This is a genomic window from Dyadobacter pollutisoli (assembly GCF_026625565.1).
Classification (GTDB): Bacteria; Bacteroidota; Bacteroidia; order Cytophagales; family Spirosomataceae; genus Dyadobacter; species Dyadobacter pollutisoli.
Genome location: NZ_CP112998.1, coordinates 6580508 through 6599977 on the forward strand (window position 1 = coordinate 6580508; position 19470 = coordinate 6599977).

General features: G+C 44.7%; 21 protein-coding genes. 6 read left to right on the forward strand and 15 right to left on the reverse strand.

What is annotated here, in order from left to right:
- Nucleotides 1-90: 90 nt before the first annotated feature.
- The 4 genes from ON006_RS27245 to ON006_RS27260 all read right to left on the reverse strand — a co-directional run bounded on the left by ON006_RS27245 (nt 91) and on the right by ON006_RS27260 (nt 3591).
- Nucleotides 91-621, reverse strand: coding sequence for a type II toxin-antitoxin system VapC family toxin (locus ON006_RS27245; RefSeq protein WP_244821347.1), 531 nt, complete (start codon nt 619-621; stop codon nt 91-93).
- The gene (locus tag ON006_RS27250; RefSeq protein ID WP_244821348.1) at nt 608-1369 is read right to left on the reverse strand and encodes an ImmA/IrrE family metallo-endopeptidase; all 762 of its coding nucleotides are present in this window, start codon (nt 1367-1369) and stop codon (nt 608-610) included. Before ON006_RS27250 ends, ON006_RS27245 begins: the two co-directional genes overlap by 14 nt.
- Nucleotides 1332-1706: a helix-turn-helix transcriptional regulator gene (locus tag ON006_RS27255; protein ID WP_244821349.1), complete on the reverse strand. Its 375-nt coding sequence runs from the start codon at nt 1704-1706 to the stop codon at nt 1332-1334. Before ON006_RS27255 ends, ON006_RS27250 begins: the two co-directional genes overlap by 38 nt.
- A gap of 274 nt (nt 1707-1980) precedes the next feature.
- Nucleotides 1981-3591, reverse strand: a complete 1611-nt coding sequence (locus tag ON006_RS27260) for a hypothetical protein (protein ID WP_244821350.1) — start codon at nt 3589-3591, stop codon at nt 1981-1983.
- A 391-nt stretch (nt 3592-3982) separates the two neighbouring features.
- On the opposite strand from ON006_RS27260, the gene ON006_RS27265 reads away from it, so the two are divergent.
- The gene (locus ON006_RS27265; RefSeq protein WP_267609918.1) at nt 3983-4243 is read left to right on the forward strand and encodes a hypothetical protein; all 261 of its coding nucleotides are present in this window, start codon (nt 3983-3985) and stop codon (nt 4241-4243) included.
- A gap of 112 nt (nt 4244-4355) precedes the next feature.
- Here the strand turns inward: ON006_RS27265 and ON006_RS27270 are convergent, their stop codons facing one another.
- The 6 genes from ON006_RS27270 to ON006_RS27295 all read right to left on the reverse strand — a co-directional run bounded on the left by ON006_RS27270 (nt 4356) and on the right by ON006_RS27295 (nt 10635).
- Entirely contained in the window at nt 4356-4511 is a 156-nt protein-coding gene (locus tag ON006_RS27270) for a hypothetical protein (protein WP_244821352.1), read from the reverse strand.
- A gap of 119 nt (nt 4512-4630) precedes the next feature.
- Nucleotides 4631-5566, reverse strand: coding sequence for a phosphotransferase (locus ON006_RS27275; protein ID WP_244821353.1), 936 nt, complete (start codon nt 5564-5566; stop codon nt 4631-4633).
- Between the two features lie 44 nt (nt 5567-5610).
- Nucleotides 5611-8259 carry an ABC transporter permease gene (locus ON006_RS27280; RefSeq protein WP_244821354.1) on the reverse strand — a complete coding sequence of 883 codons (2649 nt, stop codon included), beginning with the start codon at nt 8257-8259 and terminating at the stop codon, nt 5611-5613.
- A complete protein-coding gene (locus tag ON006_RS27285) occupies nt 8256-8591 on the reverse strand; it encodes a PadR family transcriptional regulator (protein WP_244821355.1) in 336 nt (111 codons plus the stop codon). The genes ON006_RS27280 and ON006_RS27285 overlap by 4 nt, the downstream gene beginning before the upstream one ends.
- Before the next feature lie 127 nt (nt 8592-8718).
- On the reverse strand, nt 8719-9711 hold the full coding sequence (locus ON006_RS27290; RefSeq protein WP_244821356.1) for an aldo/keto reductase: 993 nt from the start codon (nt 9709-9711) through the stop codon (nt 8719-8721).
- 63 nt (nt 9712-9774) lie between these two features.
- A complete protein-coding gene (locus ON006_RS27295; protein WP_244821357.1) occupies nt 9775-10635 on the reverse strand; it encodes a helix-turn-helix domain-containing protein in 861 nt (286 codons plus the stop codon).
- A gap of 40 nt (nt 10636-10675) precedes the next feature.
- Between ON006_RS27295 and ON006_RS27300 the strand changes: the two genes are divergently transcribed.
- Together ON006_RS27300 and ON006_RS27305 are read left to right on the forward strand one after the other, a co-directional pair.
- Nucleotides 10676-11245 carry a Crp/Fnr family transcriptional regulator gene (locus ON006_RS27300; RefSeq protein ID WP_244821358.1) on the forward strand — a complete coding sequence of 190 codons (570 nt, stop codon included), beginning with the start codon at nt 10676-10678 and terminating at the stop codon, nt 11243-11245.
- Nucleotides 11246-11316: 71 nt separating this feature from the next.
- The gene (locus tag ON006_RS27305; RefSeq protein WP_244821359.1) at nt 11317-11685 is read left to right on the forward strand and encodes a VOC family protein; all 369 of its coding nucleotides are present in this window, start codon (nt 11317-11319) and stop codon (nt 11683-11685) included.
- A 106-nt stretch (nt 11686-11791) separates the two neighbouring features.
- Here the strand turns inward: ON006_RS27305 and ON006_RS27310 are convergent, their stop codons facing one another.
- The gene (locus ON006_RS27310) at nt 11792-12382 is read right to left on the reverse strand and encodes a hypothetical protein (protein WP_244821360.1); all 591 of its coding nucleotides are present in this window, start codon (nt 12380-12382) and stop codon (nt 11792-11794) included.
- 9 nt (nt 12383-12391) lie between these two features.
- Nucleotides 12392-13102: a hypothetical protein gene (locus ON006_RS27315; protein WP_244821361.1), complete on the reverse strand. Its 711-nt coding sequence runs from the start codon at nt 13100-13102 to the stop codon at nt 12392-12394.
- Between the two features lie 227 nt (nt 13103-13329).
- Here ON006_RS27315 and ON006_RS27320 point away from each other — a divergent pair, with 227 nt between their 5' ends.
- The gene (locus ON006_RS27320) at nt 13330-14979 is read left to right on the forward strand and encodes a hypothetical protein (protein WP_244821779.1); all 1650 of its coding nucleotides are present in this window, start codon (nt 13330-13332) and stop codon (nt 14977-14979) included.
- 22 nt (nt 14980-15001) lie between these two features.
- On the opposite strand, the gene ON006_RS27325 is transcribed toward ON006_RS27320, so the two are convergent.
- A complete protein-coding gene (locus ON006_RS27325) occupies nt 15002-15544 on the reverse strand; it encodes a putative antibiotic biosynthesis monooxygenase (protein ID WP_244821362.1) in 543 nt (180 codons plus the stop codon).
- Between the two features lie 216 nt (nt 15545-15760).
- On the opposite strand from ON006_RS27325, the gene ON006_RS27330 reads away from it, so the two are divergent.
- Nucleotides 15761-16891, forward strand: a complete 1131-nt coding sequence (locus tag ON006_RS27330) for an ATP-binding protein (protein ID WP_244821363.1) — start codon at nt 15761-15763, stop codon at nt 16889-16891.
- Between the two features lie 209 nt (nt 16892-17100).
- Here ON006_RS27330 and ON006_RS27335 read toward each other — a convergent pair whose 3' ends face one another.
- Complete coding sequence (locus tag ON006_RS27335; protein ID WP_244821364.1) at nt 17101-17580, reverse strand: hypothetical protein; 480 nt, start codon at nt 17578-17580, stop codon at nt 17101-17103.
- A gap of 19 nt (nt 17581-17599) precedes the next feature.
- Nucleotides 17600-18826, reverse strand: coding sequence for an ImmA/IrrE family metallo-endopeptidase (locus ON006_RS27340; protein WP_244821365.1), 1227 nt, complete (start codon nt 18824-18826; stop codon nt 17600-17602).
- Between the two features lie 313 nt (nt 18827-19139).
- Between ON006_RS27340 and ON006_RS27345 the strand changes: the two genes are divergently transcribed.
- A complete protein-coding gene (locus ON006_RS27345) occupies nt 19140-19430 on the forward strand; it encodes a hypothetical protein (protein ID WP_244821366.1) in 291 nt (96 codons plus the stop codon).
- Nucleotides 19431-19470: the final 40 nt, after the last annotated feature.

A 19470-nucleotide genomic window follows, 5' to 3' on the forward strand; every position in this document is an offset into this window, starting at 1 on the left:
GTTAATTAGAGACGTTTTATGACAAACAATGAAGCTATCGAGCTGATAAGCAGCGGAATTTTGAAGAGTGGGGTGATGGATTAACTCAAATCAGCTATTAAAATCGATCTGTCTGCATTTAAAATCTTCCATTTTATCAACAGGCAGTTTGCCGCGCACTTCCTTAACCCGTTTAATGAAATCGTTGCATTGGGCCAGCGACATTTTGCCGGAGCTAAGAGCCCGGCATAGAAAATCCATTGTGGTGAGGTAAACGATTTTGTTGGCTTCGCAATACGTTTTAATGTCTCGGAGATTGCTGCTTGCCAGGATATTATTTCGAAAGCGAGCGACAGCCATACATGCACTTTCCCCAATACCTCTTTCTCTGCTAAGTCTGAGAAACTCCTTTTTAATGTTCATATCCTCTTCCGGGAAAGGTATTTTCTCTATCAGTTTCAGATTTAACAAGTTATCGACCTCCGTTTTTCGCTTCGGGAATCTTTCAAGTTCGGCGTAGACCTGCGTCAGCACCTTGATAGGATAAGGGAAGATTTTTGGAAGTACAAGAATGCATCCGCCAGTCAGAAAATGGGAGACAACATCTGCGTCAATTAAAATGATTCGCTCACTCTGCTTCATCTTCCTGTAAATCAATTTCAGAAAGGTCGAAGCCTAGATCTTCCATGAGTGAGTAATAGTGGTTTTCGGAAACGAGTTCGCTGTCGAACAGATCGTTCGCCAGTGAAGCGTAATCGCCTACAACAGATTCGGCGGCACTTTTTGTGTAGAGATAAGGTGGGAAACCGTAACGCTGAGCAGTACTTTTTACGGATTTTTGAAATTGCTCACGTTCCTGGTCGGTGATTAAATTAAGTTCTTTAAGTCTTATCAGTAGAAATTCTCTGGAACATTCAAACAAGTGCTCAATGCGCAGAATAGTACTGAGGCTAATGCTCCTATTATCAAGTTCTTGCGCTGGGATTCTTGTAAGTAGTGCTTCGGCGGGTAGCAGGAAGTGTACGGCAAAAGTATCAGCATTGTATTCTTCCGGGTCTTTTTTGTCAAAACTCCCGACCTTGCAAATGCGGGTCTCGAAGTTTTCCTGAACGTAAAGATGGTATAACTCATGACAGATCGTGAAGTTTTGCCGCCCCACAGGCATATCGGAATTGATCATCATGAACCTGAAAGTTTCACCGCCCTTTCGAATTCTAATTGCCATTCCTGAAAATTGCAGGCTCATCGGTCTGAACAATGCTACTACGCCGATCTCAAACAGAAGTTTCTTTAACTGAATGGGCTCAGTGGAATGATAATTCCACTTTTGTCTTTGCAAAATTGCTTTTTGTTCAAGAACCTGAACCTTCTCTTTCTTCTGTTTGGCCACGTTGAAGCAAGGTTTTCATGTTGATATAATTTTTAACAACCTTTCTGAACTGCGCGATCTGCTCCAAATCAGAATTTACGAGCTCGCTGGCCCTGAAAGCAAAAGCGGTGTTGGCGGTGTGGTGAGCCGCATTTTCTTCAAAAAGATCGTAGGCATCCACCCCGAAAAGGGAAGCAAGCTTATCAATTTTATCAGTTGGCACCGAGCGGCTGCCGGTTTCATAGTAACTGATCAATGGAGTGGTAACACCAAGAAAGCCAGCCAATTCCTGCTGGCTCATTTCTAAGCGCTCTCGGAACTGCCTGATGTTATTTCCTATGATGTGATCTTCGGTCATGTGCTGCTGGATTTGTTACAAAAGTAATGGAAATTTTTGTTTTTGTGGGAAATGTTAACAAGTTCGGCTGGCGGACATTGGCGATATTGTTACGCAATGCATAACATCTTTTTCTTAAAAGCCGGAAGGATTTGGCGGAGAAATTGAAAGTAATTCCTCAAACGGTAAATTCCTAGGTGAGGGGGAAGTAACAATTTTGTGATTGAGACGAAATTGAGTTGAGTGTTGGCTGAGATGCTAGTTAGTCGATTAAGTTACAGGTAATTCTAAAATCTTACAGAATAGTAATGTCGTTCGGAGATATTTTAAACATTTTAGCAAAATCTTCCTTTATTACTGGTATCATTTCATCTGCACTTTTGTTAGATAGCCATTTGTAGTCAAATTTAAATTCACCCTTCTCATTTACCCATTTTAAAATCATATCAAGCAATATGAAGTATTGATAGAATGCGTTAAAGGTCTCTGAAATATTCTCTTCTTCAACTCCTTCGAAGATTACTGGCTTGACCTCATTATCATAATCGTCAATGAAGAGGGCATGATGTTTCTTGTACAAATTCTGCACAATTTCATATTCGACATTTGTGCTTTTTGATGATGCGTATAGCCCGAACCAACAAAAGACATTTGGGTGAAGGTATTTATCTTCTTGGAATCTTAGAAATTTAGAAAACAAAACTCGAATGGGTAGATTATAATTGGCATATTTAAACACACTTTCTTCCTGCAATAAATCTACTATTTCTGGGTTATCAAACCATTTCAATACTGATTTTAACTCATCATACGCGGATTTATAGCCGAGCTTTTTCGATAAGATTGCTTCAATTTTGATATATTCTTCCTTGGAATATTCTTTTAACAAATCCAAGTAATATTCACTGCATGTTTTAATTTCCTTGCAAAGCAGTGTGAATCTGATTCCAGGGTCATTTTTGACTATGAAGTTCTCATAATCATACACTTGCACAGGAAATCCATTTGTAGGATTTATAGACATATCGCAAACCAATAAGAACAAACCAACTACGGGATCTAACAAGTTGGCTGGCTCCATGAACCCAGTCACATGTAAATATAGCTCAAATGCTTCCAAATACATTCCATGTAACATTCCTTGATCTTTAAAATCTTGATATCCCAAATTCTCATCTAAAACTAAGGTAAGATATTGCAGTTGGTTGAATATGGCTTGACCTTCATATATCGCTTTAATCCCAAGGGGTGAGATAGTCATAGGTGATTCGATAAAAAATCCTTCGACTTTTCTATTTGAAAGATCTTGAAAATTTGGTATCCATTCACCTACATCGGGAAGGAATTCATATCCTTTGTTAGTTGTTGACGCTATGGTATTTATTCCTTTACTCCAAAAGACGTGATAACAATGACCCATGTTCAGAAAGAACCTTTTATCCTCATATATTTTTTCAAAATTCTTGTTGTCGAACATAAATCGTTTCGCGTACTCGAAATCAAAATAAGTATTTAAAATAATGTTGATTTCGTTTATGTCAGCTTTCTGGTATTTGTCGTGATATTGTTTATCGAATTCGATGAGGGGTTTGTAAAGCATTTTCTTTCCCACCAAGCCCTTGAAGTGGTCAATACACATCGACGAAAATCCGGGGTTTGCCAAACTCAGCAGAAAACCGAAATTTGAACCTATGTTCTGCCACCAATGTATATTTTCGTGTAGTGCTGTTGAATTGGCTTTCAACCATTCTTGATCAAACTGTTCTTCGTCGAGTATGGTCCGAACATCGTCACGAAGCCGTAACACAAATTGCATAGTGCTATAAGATCCTCTGGCACGACTCCCATTTAGACTTGACAGAAAGAGTGTTTCTTCGGGAATTAGTTTTGTGGGATTTAAATTCATGTTTTCTAGGAAAGGAGTAGATCAGCTTTACTACACTAATATTCTATCGACCTGTGGCATGTGCACTCTTGCGTGAAAAAGAAGCCACGAGACGTTTAGTAGCAGGTGATGTCTGTGTAAAGCGAATAAGTGCCTCTTGATACTGGTTAATATCTTTTGTCAACTACAAAATCTCCCCCCACCCAAATTTGCTTCCGACCAAAATCCTACGAATATTCGCATTCCTTTAAATTAAACGCGGTAGTAATGAAAAATCTCAAAAGAAATGCCCTGCTATGGTGCGGGTGCGGTGAAAATCCCCCGGATGCTCGTACCGCGTGCATAAGGACACCTTAGGCAGGGCGCATCATTTATCCTTTCAAAACGCGGTTTTTTATGCACACAAATCAAAATGAAGAGTCGGAGGACTACGCATCAGCGGACTACGCGTCTGCGGACTGCGCGTCTGCGGACTCCCTCCATCGCGCCTATGGCCGAAAAGTTCAGGAGCTCCTGTCTCAAAGCGACGCTGCGACCTGGATCGAACATCTCTGGCAGATGTACACCGGCTACACGGTCCTCGCTCAGGAGTCTGGGTATGATCCTCGTGGGAGTGACAGATTCGTTTCTTTCCGGGAGCTTGTGTTTTTCTTCCAGGATGTTGGGAAGATGAAGAAGTAAGCGCGGCCCACGTAGGGAGTAGGGAAGGGGCAATCGGCATTGGGCTGGTTGTCCCTTTTCTTATAAGAACATTGCTATTGTAACATTCAAGCAGCAGGCCTCGGTTACTTCTTATTCAGGAACTCCTCAGGGATCGGATTATGAGAAAGGAAAACTTTCATCTCCTCGGCCTTACGCTCAAAAGTCGTATAGCCTGACAAAGAGACATCAGTAGATAGCAGGCTTTCCTGCGTCTCCTTCACTAAAAAATTGAAATTCATTCTCTGAAATATTGTGTGTGATATACTTTTCAATATGCATGTGTGTATATTTTGCTTACCCAATTTGCAAAACTAGATCAATCCTCGCCGATCGAAGAATTTTTTGGCACCTTTCTGTACTATGGGCGCGAATGCGATTCCTCCCGTCGCCACACCAGCCCGTCAGGCGTTTCTAAACCCAGGCAACTTGCGGCCCATTCAAGTTCTATGGCGATAAGTTTCTTAAATACTTGTTGCAACCATTGTGGCATCGAGTGATCTTCAATGATACGCCAAATATGTCCTGCACTTTGCAAAGACGCGATACTTCCGCCGTCGGGCATAATGTGATAGGGTTCTGGTCCTCCTTCCAGATGTAATGTGGGGAGAAGGTGGGCAAGATCGTGAAGCGCATTGCCACGTGCCGCATGGCTCCAATCCACCAGGATCAGCTGTGATCCCGCAAAACAGATATTATCGCTGCGGACGTCCCCGTGCACGAGGCGGTCGCCCGTCAGATTCACGTTGTTCTCGGCTTGGATCAAAGTACCTATCGACTTGCTGAGCCATTGTTCTGAACACAATTGAAGTTGTAAAAACAACGTAGGATCATCTGCGATTTCAGACCAGAGAGGGGTGGTCGGATTCTTCAACTTTGGGAGCGTCAAATCTGTTTTGAATGCCGACAGTTCTTTCAGGCCGTCAAAGAACAGATCGAAATCTCCTTTTCGCCAGGTAACACCCGCATGGCTTGCAGGCCAATATGCCTTACTCAGGTCTTCTGTGATTAGTACTGGCCGCATTCCGGGCGGATCAAGCCAATCGATGATATCTGGCATAAAATTTCCCGCACCGGCCGACAGTACAGAATGTTCGGTACGCAGCCATTGTTCGGTTTCTTCATCGGTTGCCGCTTTGACAAAAACACTGTGATTGGTTTCCAGCTGCACCACGAACCTGTGCGCTGACGACAACCCGCAGTCGGGTACCGTCCACCGCATCGATTTTTGGCCAACCGCGGCTTCGAGGAGGTCGCGTAAATACTGTGGAGGCGCTTTTTCGCTATTGTTAGCCATATGCAATTTCTACGTTGCTGGAAAAGAAATTCCAAAGCCCTTACTTACTCGCTTTTCAAAACCTTCGCAGGATTGTTTCTTGCCGCTTTCACAGTTTGCGATCCGATCAGGAAGAAGGCAAATAACATTACGAACAGCGATCCGCCAAGCATTTCGGTCAGGCTGATAGACTGATGATATGGGAATTTAGTCAAAACTACCTTATCGAAAAACATATAAGTGAGTGGTAATGCGATTAATGTCGAAATGACGAGCAGGATTAAAAAGCCTTTACACAAAAGGTAGATCAGTCCCACTTCGCTGGCACCCAGCACTTTGCGAATGCTGATCTCTTTCAGTTTTGTTTCCGTAGTAAATACCACCATTCCGAACAATCCCAACGATGCAATGCAAATCGCAAGGAATGCAATAAAACCGATGACCTTGATCATTAGTGAAAACTGGGCATAGGCTTCTTCAATCTGCTCGTCATAGAATTTCGCGTCCAGCTCATGTACCTTATCCACTTTTTGCCACGCACTTTTAATGCTGGCCAGCGTTCCAGGCAGATCTTTTGAAGCGATTTTCACATTAAGGTAGCTCGCCGGGTCGGCCGAATAACGGAACATTACCGGCTCGATCTTGTTTTCTAGGGAGCCATAGTGGAAATCTTTGAGCACACCCACAATGGTCAGCTTTTGCCCGTCCACCTTGACGATCGTACCCAATGCTTTTTCAGGATCCTGGTTGGCGATATTGAACCGTTTCAGCACCTGCTGATTTACTATAATCTCACTTTCTTTCCCTTTTTCAGGCCTTAACTGGAAATTTTTGCCGGCAAGGAGCTTGTGCTGGTGAAGCGGCAGATAATGCTCATCCACGTTATTGAGCCAAACCATGGAAGAATCCGTTTTATAAGTCAGGTTTGTTCCATGAATGCTCCCGAGACTGGTAATCATCATCGATTGCGATATCTCTTTTACTGCCGGGACCTGGGATAATTCTGTCGCTAAAATCTGCCCTTTATTGCCTTGCAGTCGGATGTTTATAATGTTCTCCGTTTTAAAACCCAGGTCAAATGTGATGAGGCCTTTGTATTGATTGTAACCGATCAGCGTGCCTGCTATGAAAATGAGCGACAGGGTAAACTGTACTACGATCAGTACTTTCCGCATTCCAATGCGACGGAACAGTTTCATGTTGGAAGCGTCTTTCATCACCTGCAATGCATTCATTTTGGAAAAAAACAATGCGGGCATAAACCCGGCTGCAATACCTGTGACGATCGCCAGCAGAATGAAATACAGGATGGTACGGAAAGAAATTTCGAGTGAGAAAACGTCCGTTACGTGCCTGTCGAGCCCTAGAAATTGTTTGCGTAATACCAAAAACAATGCAAATGAAAACACCAATGCCAGCAATGCAATAATCACCGATTCGGCCATAAACTGGCCCAGTACGTGGCTTTTCTGAGCACCGATGATCTTGCGAATTCCTACTTCGCGTGACCGGCGCATCGATCGGGCGACGGAAAGATTGGTATAGTTAAAACAAGCCGAGAGAATGATCACAAGCGCCAGCCCGCACAACGTCCACATAACGGGTGGTGTAAACGCAGGGCCGATATTGTTGGACACGGACTCGCCCAGGACGATGTCTTTCAATGGCTGGAGTGAAACCGACACTGTACGATTCGTCAGGGATTTATTCTCCTGTTTGCTCAGCCGGTCGAGCGCGGCTTGCAGTGTTGCCGGATCCGTCTTTTCGGGGAAGGTGACGTACACATAATTTTGCCAGATGTTGGCCCAGCTGTGCAGATCGGCGTCCTTGTGTCCAGCGTCCAACGAAGCAAGAGAAATTAATGCTTCGAAAGACATATGAGAGAGTTTCGGAACATCCTGCACTACCCCGGTGACGACATAGTTGACGGTGTCAAACCGGACCGTTTTGCCCAGTGGATCAGACTCTCCGAATAATTTTTTCGCCGTTTTTTCGGTCAGTACCAAAGAATAAGGGTCTTTGAGTGCCGTGACTACGTCGCCTTTGATCAGGGGAAATGAAAAGACTTTTAGAAAGGAATTATCAGCCCAGGTCGCTTCTAACGGAAATGTCGCCTCCCCAACTTTGGCGTCCCCGACGGTGGCGTCCCCGACGGTGGCGTCCCCCGAAAAGCCGGGCCGGATGATGGAAACATCTTCAATGGCTGGGATCACCTCCCGGATCTTTTCTCCTACCTGAATGGAAGTAGAAGCCAACTTCATTTCCGACGACTGTCCTTTTTCCTTTGTTTTGGTAATCACCCTGTAAGTCCGGTCTTTCTTTTCCTGAAAATCGTCGTAGGAGTAAAGATCGGCAACGATGGATATGACCAATAAGCCAACCGACATGCTCACGGCCAGTCCTACGATGTTGATCAGAGAAAACAATTTGTTGCGGACGAGGCTTCGCCGGGAAGTTTTGAAATAGCTGCCGATCATGATCCAGTGAATGAAAAGAGTAAAGAATTCTATTTTTCGGATGGTATAGGGTCTCATAAACTTGATCACATCAATGGCGTAGATCAATCGGGCCTTTTTGATCCCTTTTCGCTTCACATTGCGCTCAAAGTATTCATTCAGGTCGCCTTCGAGGTCTTCAAGCAGCCGGGGGCGGCAATACCAATGCAGGAACCGGGTGGCCCAGCGCGGCGGCGTGGATTGATCCTTTTGTTTCATATCGAACCTTCGAGGTTGAAGCCGGGAATATTGCGCCAGATGCTTTCACGAACCTCTTTGGCCTTCATTAACGCGACTTTACCTGCGTGGCTAACTTCGTAAAAGCGCTTTCTTTTACCGCCACGCGTACTTGTGGCCTCGCCCAGCCGACTTTTTGCCAGCCCTTTTTCTTCGAGACGGTTCAGTACCGAATGTACCACACCAAGCTTGGCGGTGCGGCCGGTATACTTTTCAAGTTCATCGCAAATGGCGACGCTGTATGCTTCGCTCGCCAGTGAAGCGATCGTCAGCAGTACAATCTCCTCGAATTCCCCCAGATTGGCTCCTTTCATGTACTTATGCTCTTTTTTCTAATATTCTAACCAAATGTATGTAAAACAGATTTATTAATTTATGTTTTGTATGTAAAATATTAAAAGTCGTCGCCATAATGCGGAAAAACCTGGGTGAGGGGAGCCCTCACCGGTTCAATGCATTCATAAACCTTTCCGGGTAGCGGGTCCCCGACACTATTCCGGCCGGCATCATTGCCTCAATGCTTTGCAGATCTTCGTTTGTAAGATGTACCGTTTCTGCTGCGATATTTTCGTCGAGATGTTTGATGCGTTTGGTACCGGGAATGGCGATGATATCTTCGCCTTGTGCGAGTACCCAGGCAATCGCCAGCTGCGATGGCGTGCAGCTTTTTTCGATGGCCAATATTTTGATTTTTTCGACCAATTCGAGGTTTTTGTAAAAATTATCGCCCTGGTACCGAGGCATATGGATACGGCTGTCTTTCAAATCTTCGGGCGTCCTGATTTCGCCGCTGAGAAAGCCCCGGCTTAATGGAGCATAAGCAACCAGCCCGATCCCCAGTTCACGAATAGTAGGAAGGATTTCAGCTTCAATGTCGCGGGTCCAAAGCGAATATTCAATTTGCAATGCAGTAATCGGATGAACGCTGGCAGCCTTGCGAATGGAATCTGCCGATGCTTCGGAAAGCCCGATGTAACGGACCACCCCTTTTTGAACAAGTTCAGACAATGCCCCAACAGTCTCCTCGATCGGAATATTGGGGTCGACCCTTCCCTGTGTGTAAAGATCAATGTAGTCGGTTTTCAACCGGCGAAGACTGTAAAAAGCCGCGTTACGAAGATAGTCCGGATGCCCGCTTACCGCCCCCGGTCCCATTGCTCCATTTGGCCCAGGTGCTACCAGTTGACCGGTTTTTACGGAGAGAAACGCTTTTTCCCGCTTTCCTTTAATGGCTTGTGAAATCAGCTCCTCATTGTGACCGACCAGGTAGTAATCAGCGGTATCCAGGAAGTTATGCCCGGTTTCAAGGGCTCTTTCGATCGTAGCAATGGATTCCTTCTCGTCCGACTGCCCGTAGGCCCCAGACATTCCCATACATCCCAGGCCTACTGCTGATACCGCAGGGCCATTTTTTCCAAGTGTTCTGTTCATCATTCAAGTTTTTATTTCCTGCACAAAGGTCTGGAACAGTGGAAGAATGTAGCCGGACAAAACGTATTACATCCCTGACAAATCCTGAACGAACATGCTCATAGTTTGTCCGGTTTCTTTTTTGAACAAACGCGAAAAATACTCGGGATCATTAAACCCAAGCTCATAGGCCAACTCTTTGATCGAACGACTTTCGGAATAGTAAATGCGGCGTTTTGCTTCCAGTATGAGACGGTTCGTGATGAACTCCTTTGGCGAAAGGCCAGAGTAATGCTTGACGATATTGTACAGGCTGTTGGTATTGAGGGAAAGTGCCTGGGCGATGTGCCGGATCGTTGGGTGATCGGACAGATTGTTTTCCACAAATTCTTTGAAACCAATGTATTTGGACAATTTTCCGTCGACCAGATTTTTGTCCGTCGCGAAGTAGCCTGCATTAATTTCGGCAAGCAAACTGTTCAGGTGAGCGAGAATGAGCTGAGAATCTGAATTCATATCGCTTAGTAAGTCAGCAAGATTTCCAAAGATCGATTTTAACCTTGCAGCAGCCTGTGGTTCAAACCGGATCTTCTGTTGATTCAATGGATTCACCAAGAAAGGATACTGTTTCGGGAGCATGGAAAGACAGCTTTCATCAATACCGATTTTGAAATAGTCAATCGCCTGGTTCGCCGACGGCAGCTCGTGGATCTGGTGGGGAAGGATAAAGAGAAGCTCATTGGTTTTGATATCAAACTGTTTCAGATCGACACTATGCCGCGTCGAGCCTTCCAAAACCAGGATCAAAAAGTAGTACGTTTTGCGTTGCGTGAGACCGTACTTACTCAGCTCGCCCGCAGGCAGGTGTCCGAAAGTTGGCGAAATCAGCCGGACCGGAAGTTTATCGTGTTGCTTGTATTGTCGAAAAAATGGTTCTTTGATCTGCATAACCAAAATTAATGAAATAACGATTTACCACGATCCACCTATGTTTTCGGAAATATTGCGGGCAACCGGGATGTACAGTGACATGGATGTCCGGCTCTTTGAAAGGGTAGTCAGCGTACGCGAAGTTAGAAGAAACGAAGTGCTGCTTCAGAAGGGAGAGGTATGCCGGTCGCTGGCTTTAATTTTGGAAGGAGCCGTGTTTCAGTATAAAGACAATTTAGAAAAAGAACGAGACATTATCGACCTGCATCTTCCCAATGAATGGGTTTTCAATTATACGAGTCTTCTGGGTCAAAAGCCGTCCGAAACGTTCATTGAAGCATTTGCCGATAGTCGGATCATTGAACTGAGCCTTGAAACGGTACATTACCTTACCGGCAAATCCTTAGCATTTCTTCAATTGAACAGAGTTCTGGAAGGAGCCGTGTCGAGATTGCAATTTTTTGACCAAGCTATGACGCCTTTGGAAAAATACCAGTTCATACTCAAAACCCGACCGCAGCTGGTCCAGGTTTTTCCGTTGAAAATGATCGCGTCCTATTTAAAAATTACACCAGAAACGCTCAGCAGGGTCAGGGAAAAAATGGCGAGGGGTGAAGACATTTCTTGATTACGATCAAGCGGGCTAGTCGTTTCAATATGCTATTTTTGGGTCTTAGAAATTTCAAAAAAGGCAAAAATATGGAACATAAAGCCGTCTCCATCAGGCCATTCGTTGGAGCTGTTGATTTTGAGTTATCCAGAAGCTTTTATCGGGACCTGGGTTTCCAGGAAGTGGTTCTGTCGCCAGATATGTCATTGTTCAAAACGGCCGATCTAGGGTTTTATCTCCAAGACGCCAATGTCAAAGACTGGATCGACAATACCATGATTTTCCTGGAAGTGGAGGATGTAAAGGTTTTCTGGGATAAGCTGGTCACCCTTGACCTGCCAGGTAAATACAAAAATGTAAGACTAACCCCGATCCGGGTTGACCATTGGGGCAGCGAATGTTTCGTACACGATCCATCCGGCATCCTGTGGCACTTTGGAGAATTTACTAAAAAATGAACCTATGAATTTCACCAGACTAGTTCCAAACGTTTTTTACACGAACATTCATGATGGTCTCAAACTGTTCGTTGATTGCCTCGAATTTACAATCGGGCATAGTGAATTAGCAAGCCACAAACCATTTTGTGTTCTTGAAAAAAATGGGCTGAGGATTAATCTTTTCCAAGACAAACACCTGGCAGCAGAGCACAATCCTGAATTCAGGCTGGAAACAGACGACATCGCCGCTGTATATCAAAAAATTGCATCTACCCACCCCGAGTTCCTTCACCCGAACCTGAACAAAATCACACTCCGCCCCTGGGGCGCGAAGGAATTTGCAGTGACTGACAAGCAGCTTGGGGTGGTGATTCAGGAATGGTAGAGGGGAGGGGTAGCATTCACTACTTCCCGAAAAGCAGCCCCAATGTAACTCGCCTTGTACGCGATATTGCCAGCGTGCGAAGCTTTCCTGACCGGCATACCTGATGCGTGTTTTGTACAATCCCTTTTGCTTGTTTGCAATGGAGTCGCTAGCTATCAATGTGTTAGTGGGTACGCCTTCTTTGTTGTAACTAAAATACACGTAGCCATCGCGCTCGCGGGTGATCTTGCAATATATGGAATCACCGGCGCTTGTGACGATCAGGTCCTGGGCATAGCTGGTGCCTGTCCGCATAGCGCAGACGAGCAAAATGAACAGTATTTTTTTCATATGAAGGGTTTATTTGCGTTTGCCGAAGAATTCTTGTTTGCCGGTGGCAGGATCAACGATATCCAGTGTGGGGCGGCCTACGAGCAGGCCCATGCCTACCCCACAACGCAGATAGTAAGTCCGGCCGATTTTGAAATTAACTGGTACGGAGGCTTTCGACTCGGTTTTTGCCCAGAGTTCGTAGGCTCCCTCATTTCGGATCTCGATTTTTTGACGGAATTTGTTCGTGACCCGGCAAATCACCGAGTCTCCCAGATTGATATTGTAGGATACTAATGCACCGGGACCTCGGGTTCGGTATACATACAGGACCGCGTGATCGATCAGCGAGTCGCTTTCAGTTTCATTCTGTCGAAACATGCTTATCTGATCTTGGCTGAGCCGCAATACTTCGGCTGTGATCCGGTGGCAGGAGCTCATGAAATCAGGCGTTTTGTGTTCGGTGACATGAATGGCATTGCCGCCTGACTTTCTCGCCTCTTCTTTTGCCCTTTCCAGTACCACGGAGTAGGTACAATTGGTAGTCATGCCGGCATCGCCAACCCGCACTGTCCCAAGTACTTCGGCTCCTACCGGCGGGGTGATTGCCTGTGGGATCGTCCATACTTCCTCCTGAAAATTGAGCGGCGGATACTTTTGTGAAATATTCGTCCGGATTTTAGGGGCACATCCGGCAAGGAGCAGTATGCCGAAAGAGACTGCGAGAACTTTTTTAAGCATTTTTACTGATAGATAAAAAGAAATAGAATAGGGTCGTTGTGTAATTATGTAACCAAAGCTACACAAAAAATTTACAGTCAAAAATCGATTTAGTCAAATTAATTCTAACCGAATAATTGCAGATTTTCCTTTGATTGTGCCACAACGTTCTTTTAATAACGACCTGCAGAGTAGCCATCGGGCAATCTTGCTTTTTAAAATTCATGACGACTAACCAAACTTTTGTGATGAAATATCTGCTGCTACTCGTTTTTGCAATCTGTGCACTAGTGGCACAGGGGCAGACTAAGGATCCCGTTGAAAACGTAGTGATCACGTCCGAAAAAGGCACTACCCGGGTGCATACCGATGAAAACGGGGTTTTGAATGTAAATGTATCGGCAAAAAATGTCGCTAAATATAAATCCGTCGGGACTGTCCGTTACAGCAATTTTGGAGCCAAGGGCGATGGCAAGACGGATGATATAGATGCTATCGCAGCAACCCATGCATTTGCCAATTTGCACGCACTTACGGTGAAAGCCGACGACAATGCCACCTACTACATCGGAGGGAAAGAGCGTACTGTGGTGATCAGGACTGACACTGATTTTGGCAAGGCTGCCTTCATCATTGACGATACCGAAGTGCAAAACCGAAATGCTTCTGTTTTCATGGTCGGTTCGGGCCTCAAACCGTTTAAGCTGGAAACGATACGTGCACTTAAAAGAAACCAGAAAAAAATCGACGCGTCGCTGCCCGGACCTTGCCTGATTACGGTCACGAATGCTAACGTGAAGCAATACATCCGATTTGGGCTGAACCAAAACAATGGATCCTCACAGACGGATATCTTTGTGGTTGACAAAAACGGTAATGTGGATATGAATGCCCCGATCATCTGGAATTTCGACCAGATCACCGAACTCACCGCGCTTCCTATCGACGAGAAACCATTGAAAATTACCGGGGGGCGCTTCACCACCATTGCCAATAAAGCAGAATCAAAGTATACTTACTACAACCGGAACATCGCGATCCGGCGATCCAATGTACTTGTGGAAGGGCTGGAACACCGCATTACCGGTGAAGAAGATCACGGCGCGCCATATGGAGGATTCATCAACATTGGTGACTGCTCCTATGTAGCGGTAAAAAACTCGATTTTGACCGGACACAAAACGTATAGCACCATTGGCGCGGCGGATAAGCCTGTCTCAATGGGTTCTTACGATCTGTCTGCAAACCGTGCGCTGAATGTATCCTTCGTGAATTGCACCCAGACCAATGACATCAACGACAATAAATACTGGGGTATTCTGGGTTCTAATTTCTGTAAAAATATGCTTTATGACCAATGTACCCTCTCACGGTTCGATGCTCACCAGGGAGTTGCCAACGCTACGATCCGCAATTCGACGCTGGGGCATATGGGGATCAATGCGATTGGAACCGGACGTTTATTAGTGGAAAATTCGAGCATTCGTGGCAGAAATATTGTTAACCTACGCTCTGACTACGGTAGTACCTGGCAGGGAGAGCTGGTGATCCGCAATTGTGTTTTCGTGCCGGCAGACGGTAAACCATTCAGCGCTTCGCTCATCGGCGGGTCCAATTCAGGCCAGCATGACTTCGGCTACACCTGCTATATGCCCGAAAAAATCACCATTGAAAATCTCCGTATCGATGACTCACAGCATCCGGAGAATTACGAGGGGCCAGCCATTTTTGCCAATTTCAACCCGGAAATGAGGGATGATTCCTACAAAGAGAAATTTCCTTATGTGAAGACTAAGGAAGTTATTTTAAAGAATGTAACGACCGCCAGCGGGAAAGCAGTGAGGGTTAGTGACAATGCGATGATGTTCAAAGATGTGAAGGTTAACACTGGTCAGTGACTTGAACCTTGGAGCATTATAGTCAAGCTGATTTGTTGCTCTTCGAGTTTGCGGAAAGCCAGGGTTTAAGTGTTTTCGTAACCTGAGGCATCACAATCCAGGTCAGCATCGCCACCATACATCCGGCCACAATCAAAGTTCTGAATGCGGGATGAAGTCCCTGAATGTGAGGACCAAGCACATAGGAAAGCAACAAACTGGTAGGATACACGCCGCAAAGCGTTGCAACTGCCATTTTCCACCTTGGCGGCGGAACAGGCGAGCGAAACCATGCTTCCAGGCCAGTCAGCTCCCGGTAAACCGGCTCTTCCGTCAGCGTCGACGCATATGCTTCCCAATCCTTGAAAAACTGTGAGTTGTAAAAAGCATCTCGCTCGGCCTGGTCGGCAAAAGTCCGTAAAATCCCGATTTCCCGACTCTCACTGCCCGGAAGAGCAGTCATCATGGCCGCGCCGTGGACGCCGCCATGCAGAAACGAATCTCCCAGAAAACGCCGCAGCGCATCTTTGAATTCCTCTTCTTTTCCGGGAAGCACTTTGCGGGTGATGGCTACGTGGATGGGCATGGGAGTCGGTATGAAAGTACAAATGAAAGTAATTAATGCGAGTTAGCGGCTGAGCAAGACAATGAAGTGATCTGTCAACTACGTAAATATCCAAAAATGTATTTTATAAATTTCAAAATTATACTAGTTTTGTAACTTGCAAATAACATTTTGGAGGCTCTTTTCACTAAATATCTGTCCAAGTTACAGCGCTCGTCGACTAAATTCGTGCGCGATATGATCCATCAGATTGATTGGGAGCATAACAGGCTGATTGGAATCAAAGGTGCGCGAGGAGCCGGTAAAACAACACTGGTACTTCAATACCTGAAGCAAATAGCTTTCCCGTCCGGACAAACATTGTATGTGAGTTTGGATGATCTCTATTTCAGTGCGCATCGTTTGTACGATCTGGGAGAAACATTTGTGAAGACTGGCGGGAAATTGCTCGTTTTGGACGAAGTGCACCGGTATGCAAACTGGTCGCAGGAAATCAAAAACCTGTACGACGATTTTCCGGATTTGCGAATAGTCTTTACCGGCTCATCCATTATGCATTTGGAACGCAGCAAAGGCGATTTGAGCCGCCGCGCGGTGATGTACCATTTGCACGGGCTTTCATTTCGGGAGTTTCTTCAGATTCAGGATATCGTTTCCTGGCCAGCCATATCGCTGCCAGATCTTCTGAGTGGGCACACCCAACTTGCACTCGATCTTACACAGAAAATCAAGCCTCTTGCGCACTGGAATGATTATCTGAAATACGGCTATTATCCCTATTTCCTTGAAAACAAAGAGGTGTACGCGCTGAAACTCACCGAGACAATTCAGCTGAGTTTGGAATTGGATTTGCCAGCTGTTTATGGCATCAGCTACGCGTCTGTTGATAAACTGAAACAATTGCTGGTGGTATTGGCCGAAAGCGTTCCATTGAAGCCGAATGTCAGCAAGTTAAGCGAGACTCTCAACACCAGTAGGGCTTTGGTGGTGGAGTATATGCACTATCTGGAAGAACTGGGAGTTTTGATGCTGCTGCATCGGGATAGTTTCGGAATTACCCGTCTGCAAAAGCCGGAAAAGGTATATCTGAGTCATCCCAATCTTCAATACGCGCTACACCAGAGCAGGCCCGATACTGGTACTTTGCGGGAAAGCTTTTTTCTGAGCCAGGTCCAGCCTCTTCATAAAGTGGAGTACACTGACAAAGGAGATTTCCGGCTTGACCGCCAAATCACAATTGAAGTAGGCGGAGCCAATAAGTCACGAAAACAGCTTGCTAGCCTGGAAGATGCCTATGTAGCGGCGGATGGACTTGAAGTGGGGTATGGAGCGAAGGTGCCGCTTTGGATGTTTGGGTTGTTGTATTGAGTTTGGGGAAATTATAAACGACACTACCATATCATGCCTCTCTGCACCGGGATTATTCAATATGTCGTCAAAATAGCTTATCCTATCAGTCGCAGGTATTCGGAATTTTCGAAGACCTTGGATTTCTTCTGGCGCGCTTCTTGAATGAACTAGCCTAATTTCATGAGAGAAATAACGCTAGTAATACTACACTCGGGTGGACAATAGATTTATGACTCAAGGCTAAAACCATTGGCTTTGTTGAGATCATAAAACGCCATAAAAATGTGCATTGGCCCTCCTCCCGACTTTACCCAATTAGCGGTTACATTAAATGCTGGTTCCAAAAAGGTGGAAATATAGGTCATTTGGCCAGAGCTATGGCGGATCCCATTTTTGTCGAGAGCTTTACCCCTGTTTAGAAATAGATTCTTTTGATCATAAACTTGTTGACGAAGGGGCTTATTTTCCTTTCCTCTTGGAAGATTGTCAACAAGCATTCTTTGCATAGTAAAATACAACCGATGAGACTTGTCAGGGTCTGCAATGTCATTAAATATGTTGGAGTCAAAGCTGATATCTTCATCTCCGAGTTCTTCGAGCGGAAATAATAAAGGTTGAATCGATGTCATATCTTTCGATTGCTCGATTAATTTCTTCATCTCTTCAAGGCGATCTGTCTGAGTCTTCTGCGGCTTTTTACTTTCCATTTTTCAGAATATAGTTTGATTAGTTTGTTTCTACTGTTAGTCTTTTTTTTATCAATGATATTTCTTCAAAAATTGATTCCTTGCCGAAAGGATTCGTTTTTAATGATCGCAAGGCTGTATCAGTTTTACCAAAATATTGCTGATATAGACCATACAAGTTCTTGCCCATTTCCTTATTAGCTTCGTAGCAAAAGAAACTATAAATTATTGCGGGATGAACACGTTTTTCTTCGGCATATTTCGCAACGGATGTAGGAGAGTTGATCAAATGTTTAATGTAGTTCATGAATTCACGCGGAAAGAGCATCTCCCGGGCAAACCAATCAGCATCCTCTTCTTGAAGAAGAAACAGATCTGCTGCACCGTCTTCTGTAAGCGCATATTTCAAGACTTTTAGTTGATCCAGGTCATTCAAAACATGAAATAGCTCATGCATTAGAGCGAACCATAACGTCGCATAGTTATTATTGTAGTCAGTAATAGCGATGCAGGGTCTTCCATTTACGACAAACGTTCCCCCTCGTACTTTGGCCTTCGGTGGAGAAGGTTGAACAATTACTGTAATTCCAACACCAAATAGAGCACGTATTACCGTCAGAAATCCTTTCTCTTCATACCTTGTATATGGCCTGATGTTTTTGACAAGACTCAGTAATACTTCGCGATTGAATTCGTTTGTATTTTCAATTTTTTCAAACTGAAAAAAAGCTGATCGAACCCAAAGTTCTCTCATTTTATCATTGGAATTGTGCAGTTTGCTAAACAACACTCTGCCAACTTCATGACTGTAATCAAAAATCGAATCAAGATGGAAAAATGATTTGATGCGATTCTCAATGTGTTGGAAATCGGTGGTCGATGAAATGAAGTTTAAATCTTTAAGGCCCTTGACGTCGAAGGTTCGTAAGATATAGTTGGCCTTTCGGGCGTCTTCGATTTGTCCGATATGTTCCGAGTTCAATGAGCCAACGTAAGTCTTAGTTAAATCCTGGACGTCGAGGTTAAAGAGCTGGCTAATTTTTATAATTGAAAAATAATCAAGTGACTCTACATCTCCCTCGGATATCCTCTTTGTCATTCGATAAAAGGTGTTCTTTGGTATCCCCAGGATTTTTGACATTTGAAAGTCTGTAATGCCAAGCTCTAATTTTTTCTGTTCAACCATTTCCGAAAAGCTTACAGAGGGGCCACTTCCTACTTGTTCAAACAAATCCGAAATGTTGATCGGTATGTCGTTGTTTCCCATTGTCACGTTGAAAATTTAGATTATTAATGCAAGATACAGCGAATTTTCCCAAAAATGGGAAACTTGGATAATTTTTCAAGAAGCTTTGCGTCACGGCATTTCTTCTCAGAATTTGTATTGAAGATGTGATAAACTTTCCCCTATATTTGCCTCGCAAACTTTAATAAATTTTTATGAAGCTATTTTCAAATGTCAGACCAAAATGGTCCTGGAGAGGCATACGGGTGCAAGTCCCGAGACCTGACCGATGTAGTTTCATTCGTTAAAGTTTGCGGTGACCTCTCCTTATTTCTCACTCTTTTTTCATGGTCAAATGCAAACTTTAACGAATGAAGGAAGTGTCGACTCGAATGCAAATTCAGTCAACCCAACGAATGATGCACGTCACGCATCAAATGTCAGCACACCGCTGACGCAATCACAAGCCGAATTTTGGTATCTCGTAGAATGTCAGGGCTGTAAGGAGCTGGCGAATTCACTCAAAATGATCCACAATCTGGCGCTTTATCATTCGGATATTCCGTTTGATACGGCCGAAAAGTCGGCGCTTTTTGATTTGAAAGTGCTTTGGGAAGGCTTCGAGAAGATGGGGGCGAAAGTGTAGGAATTGGAGGACTGTTGGCGACAGTCCTTTTTTGTGACTT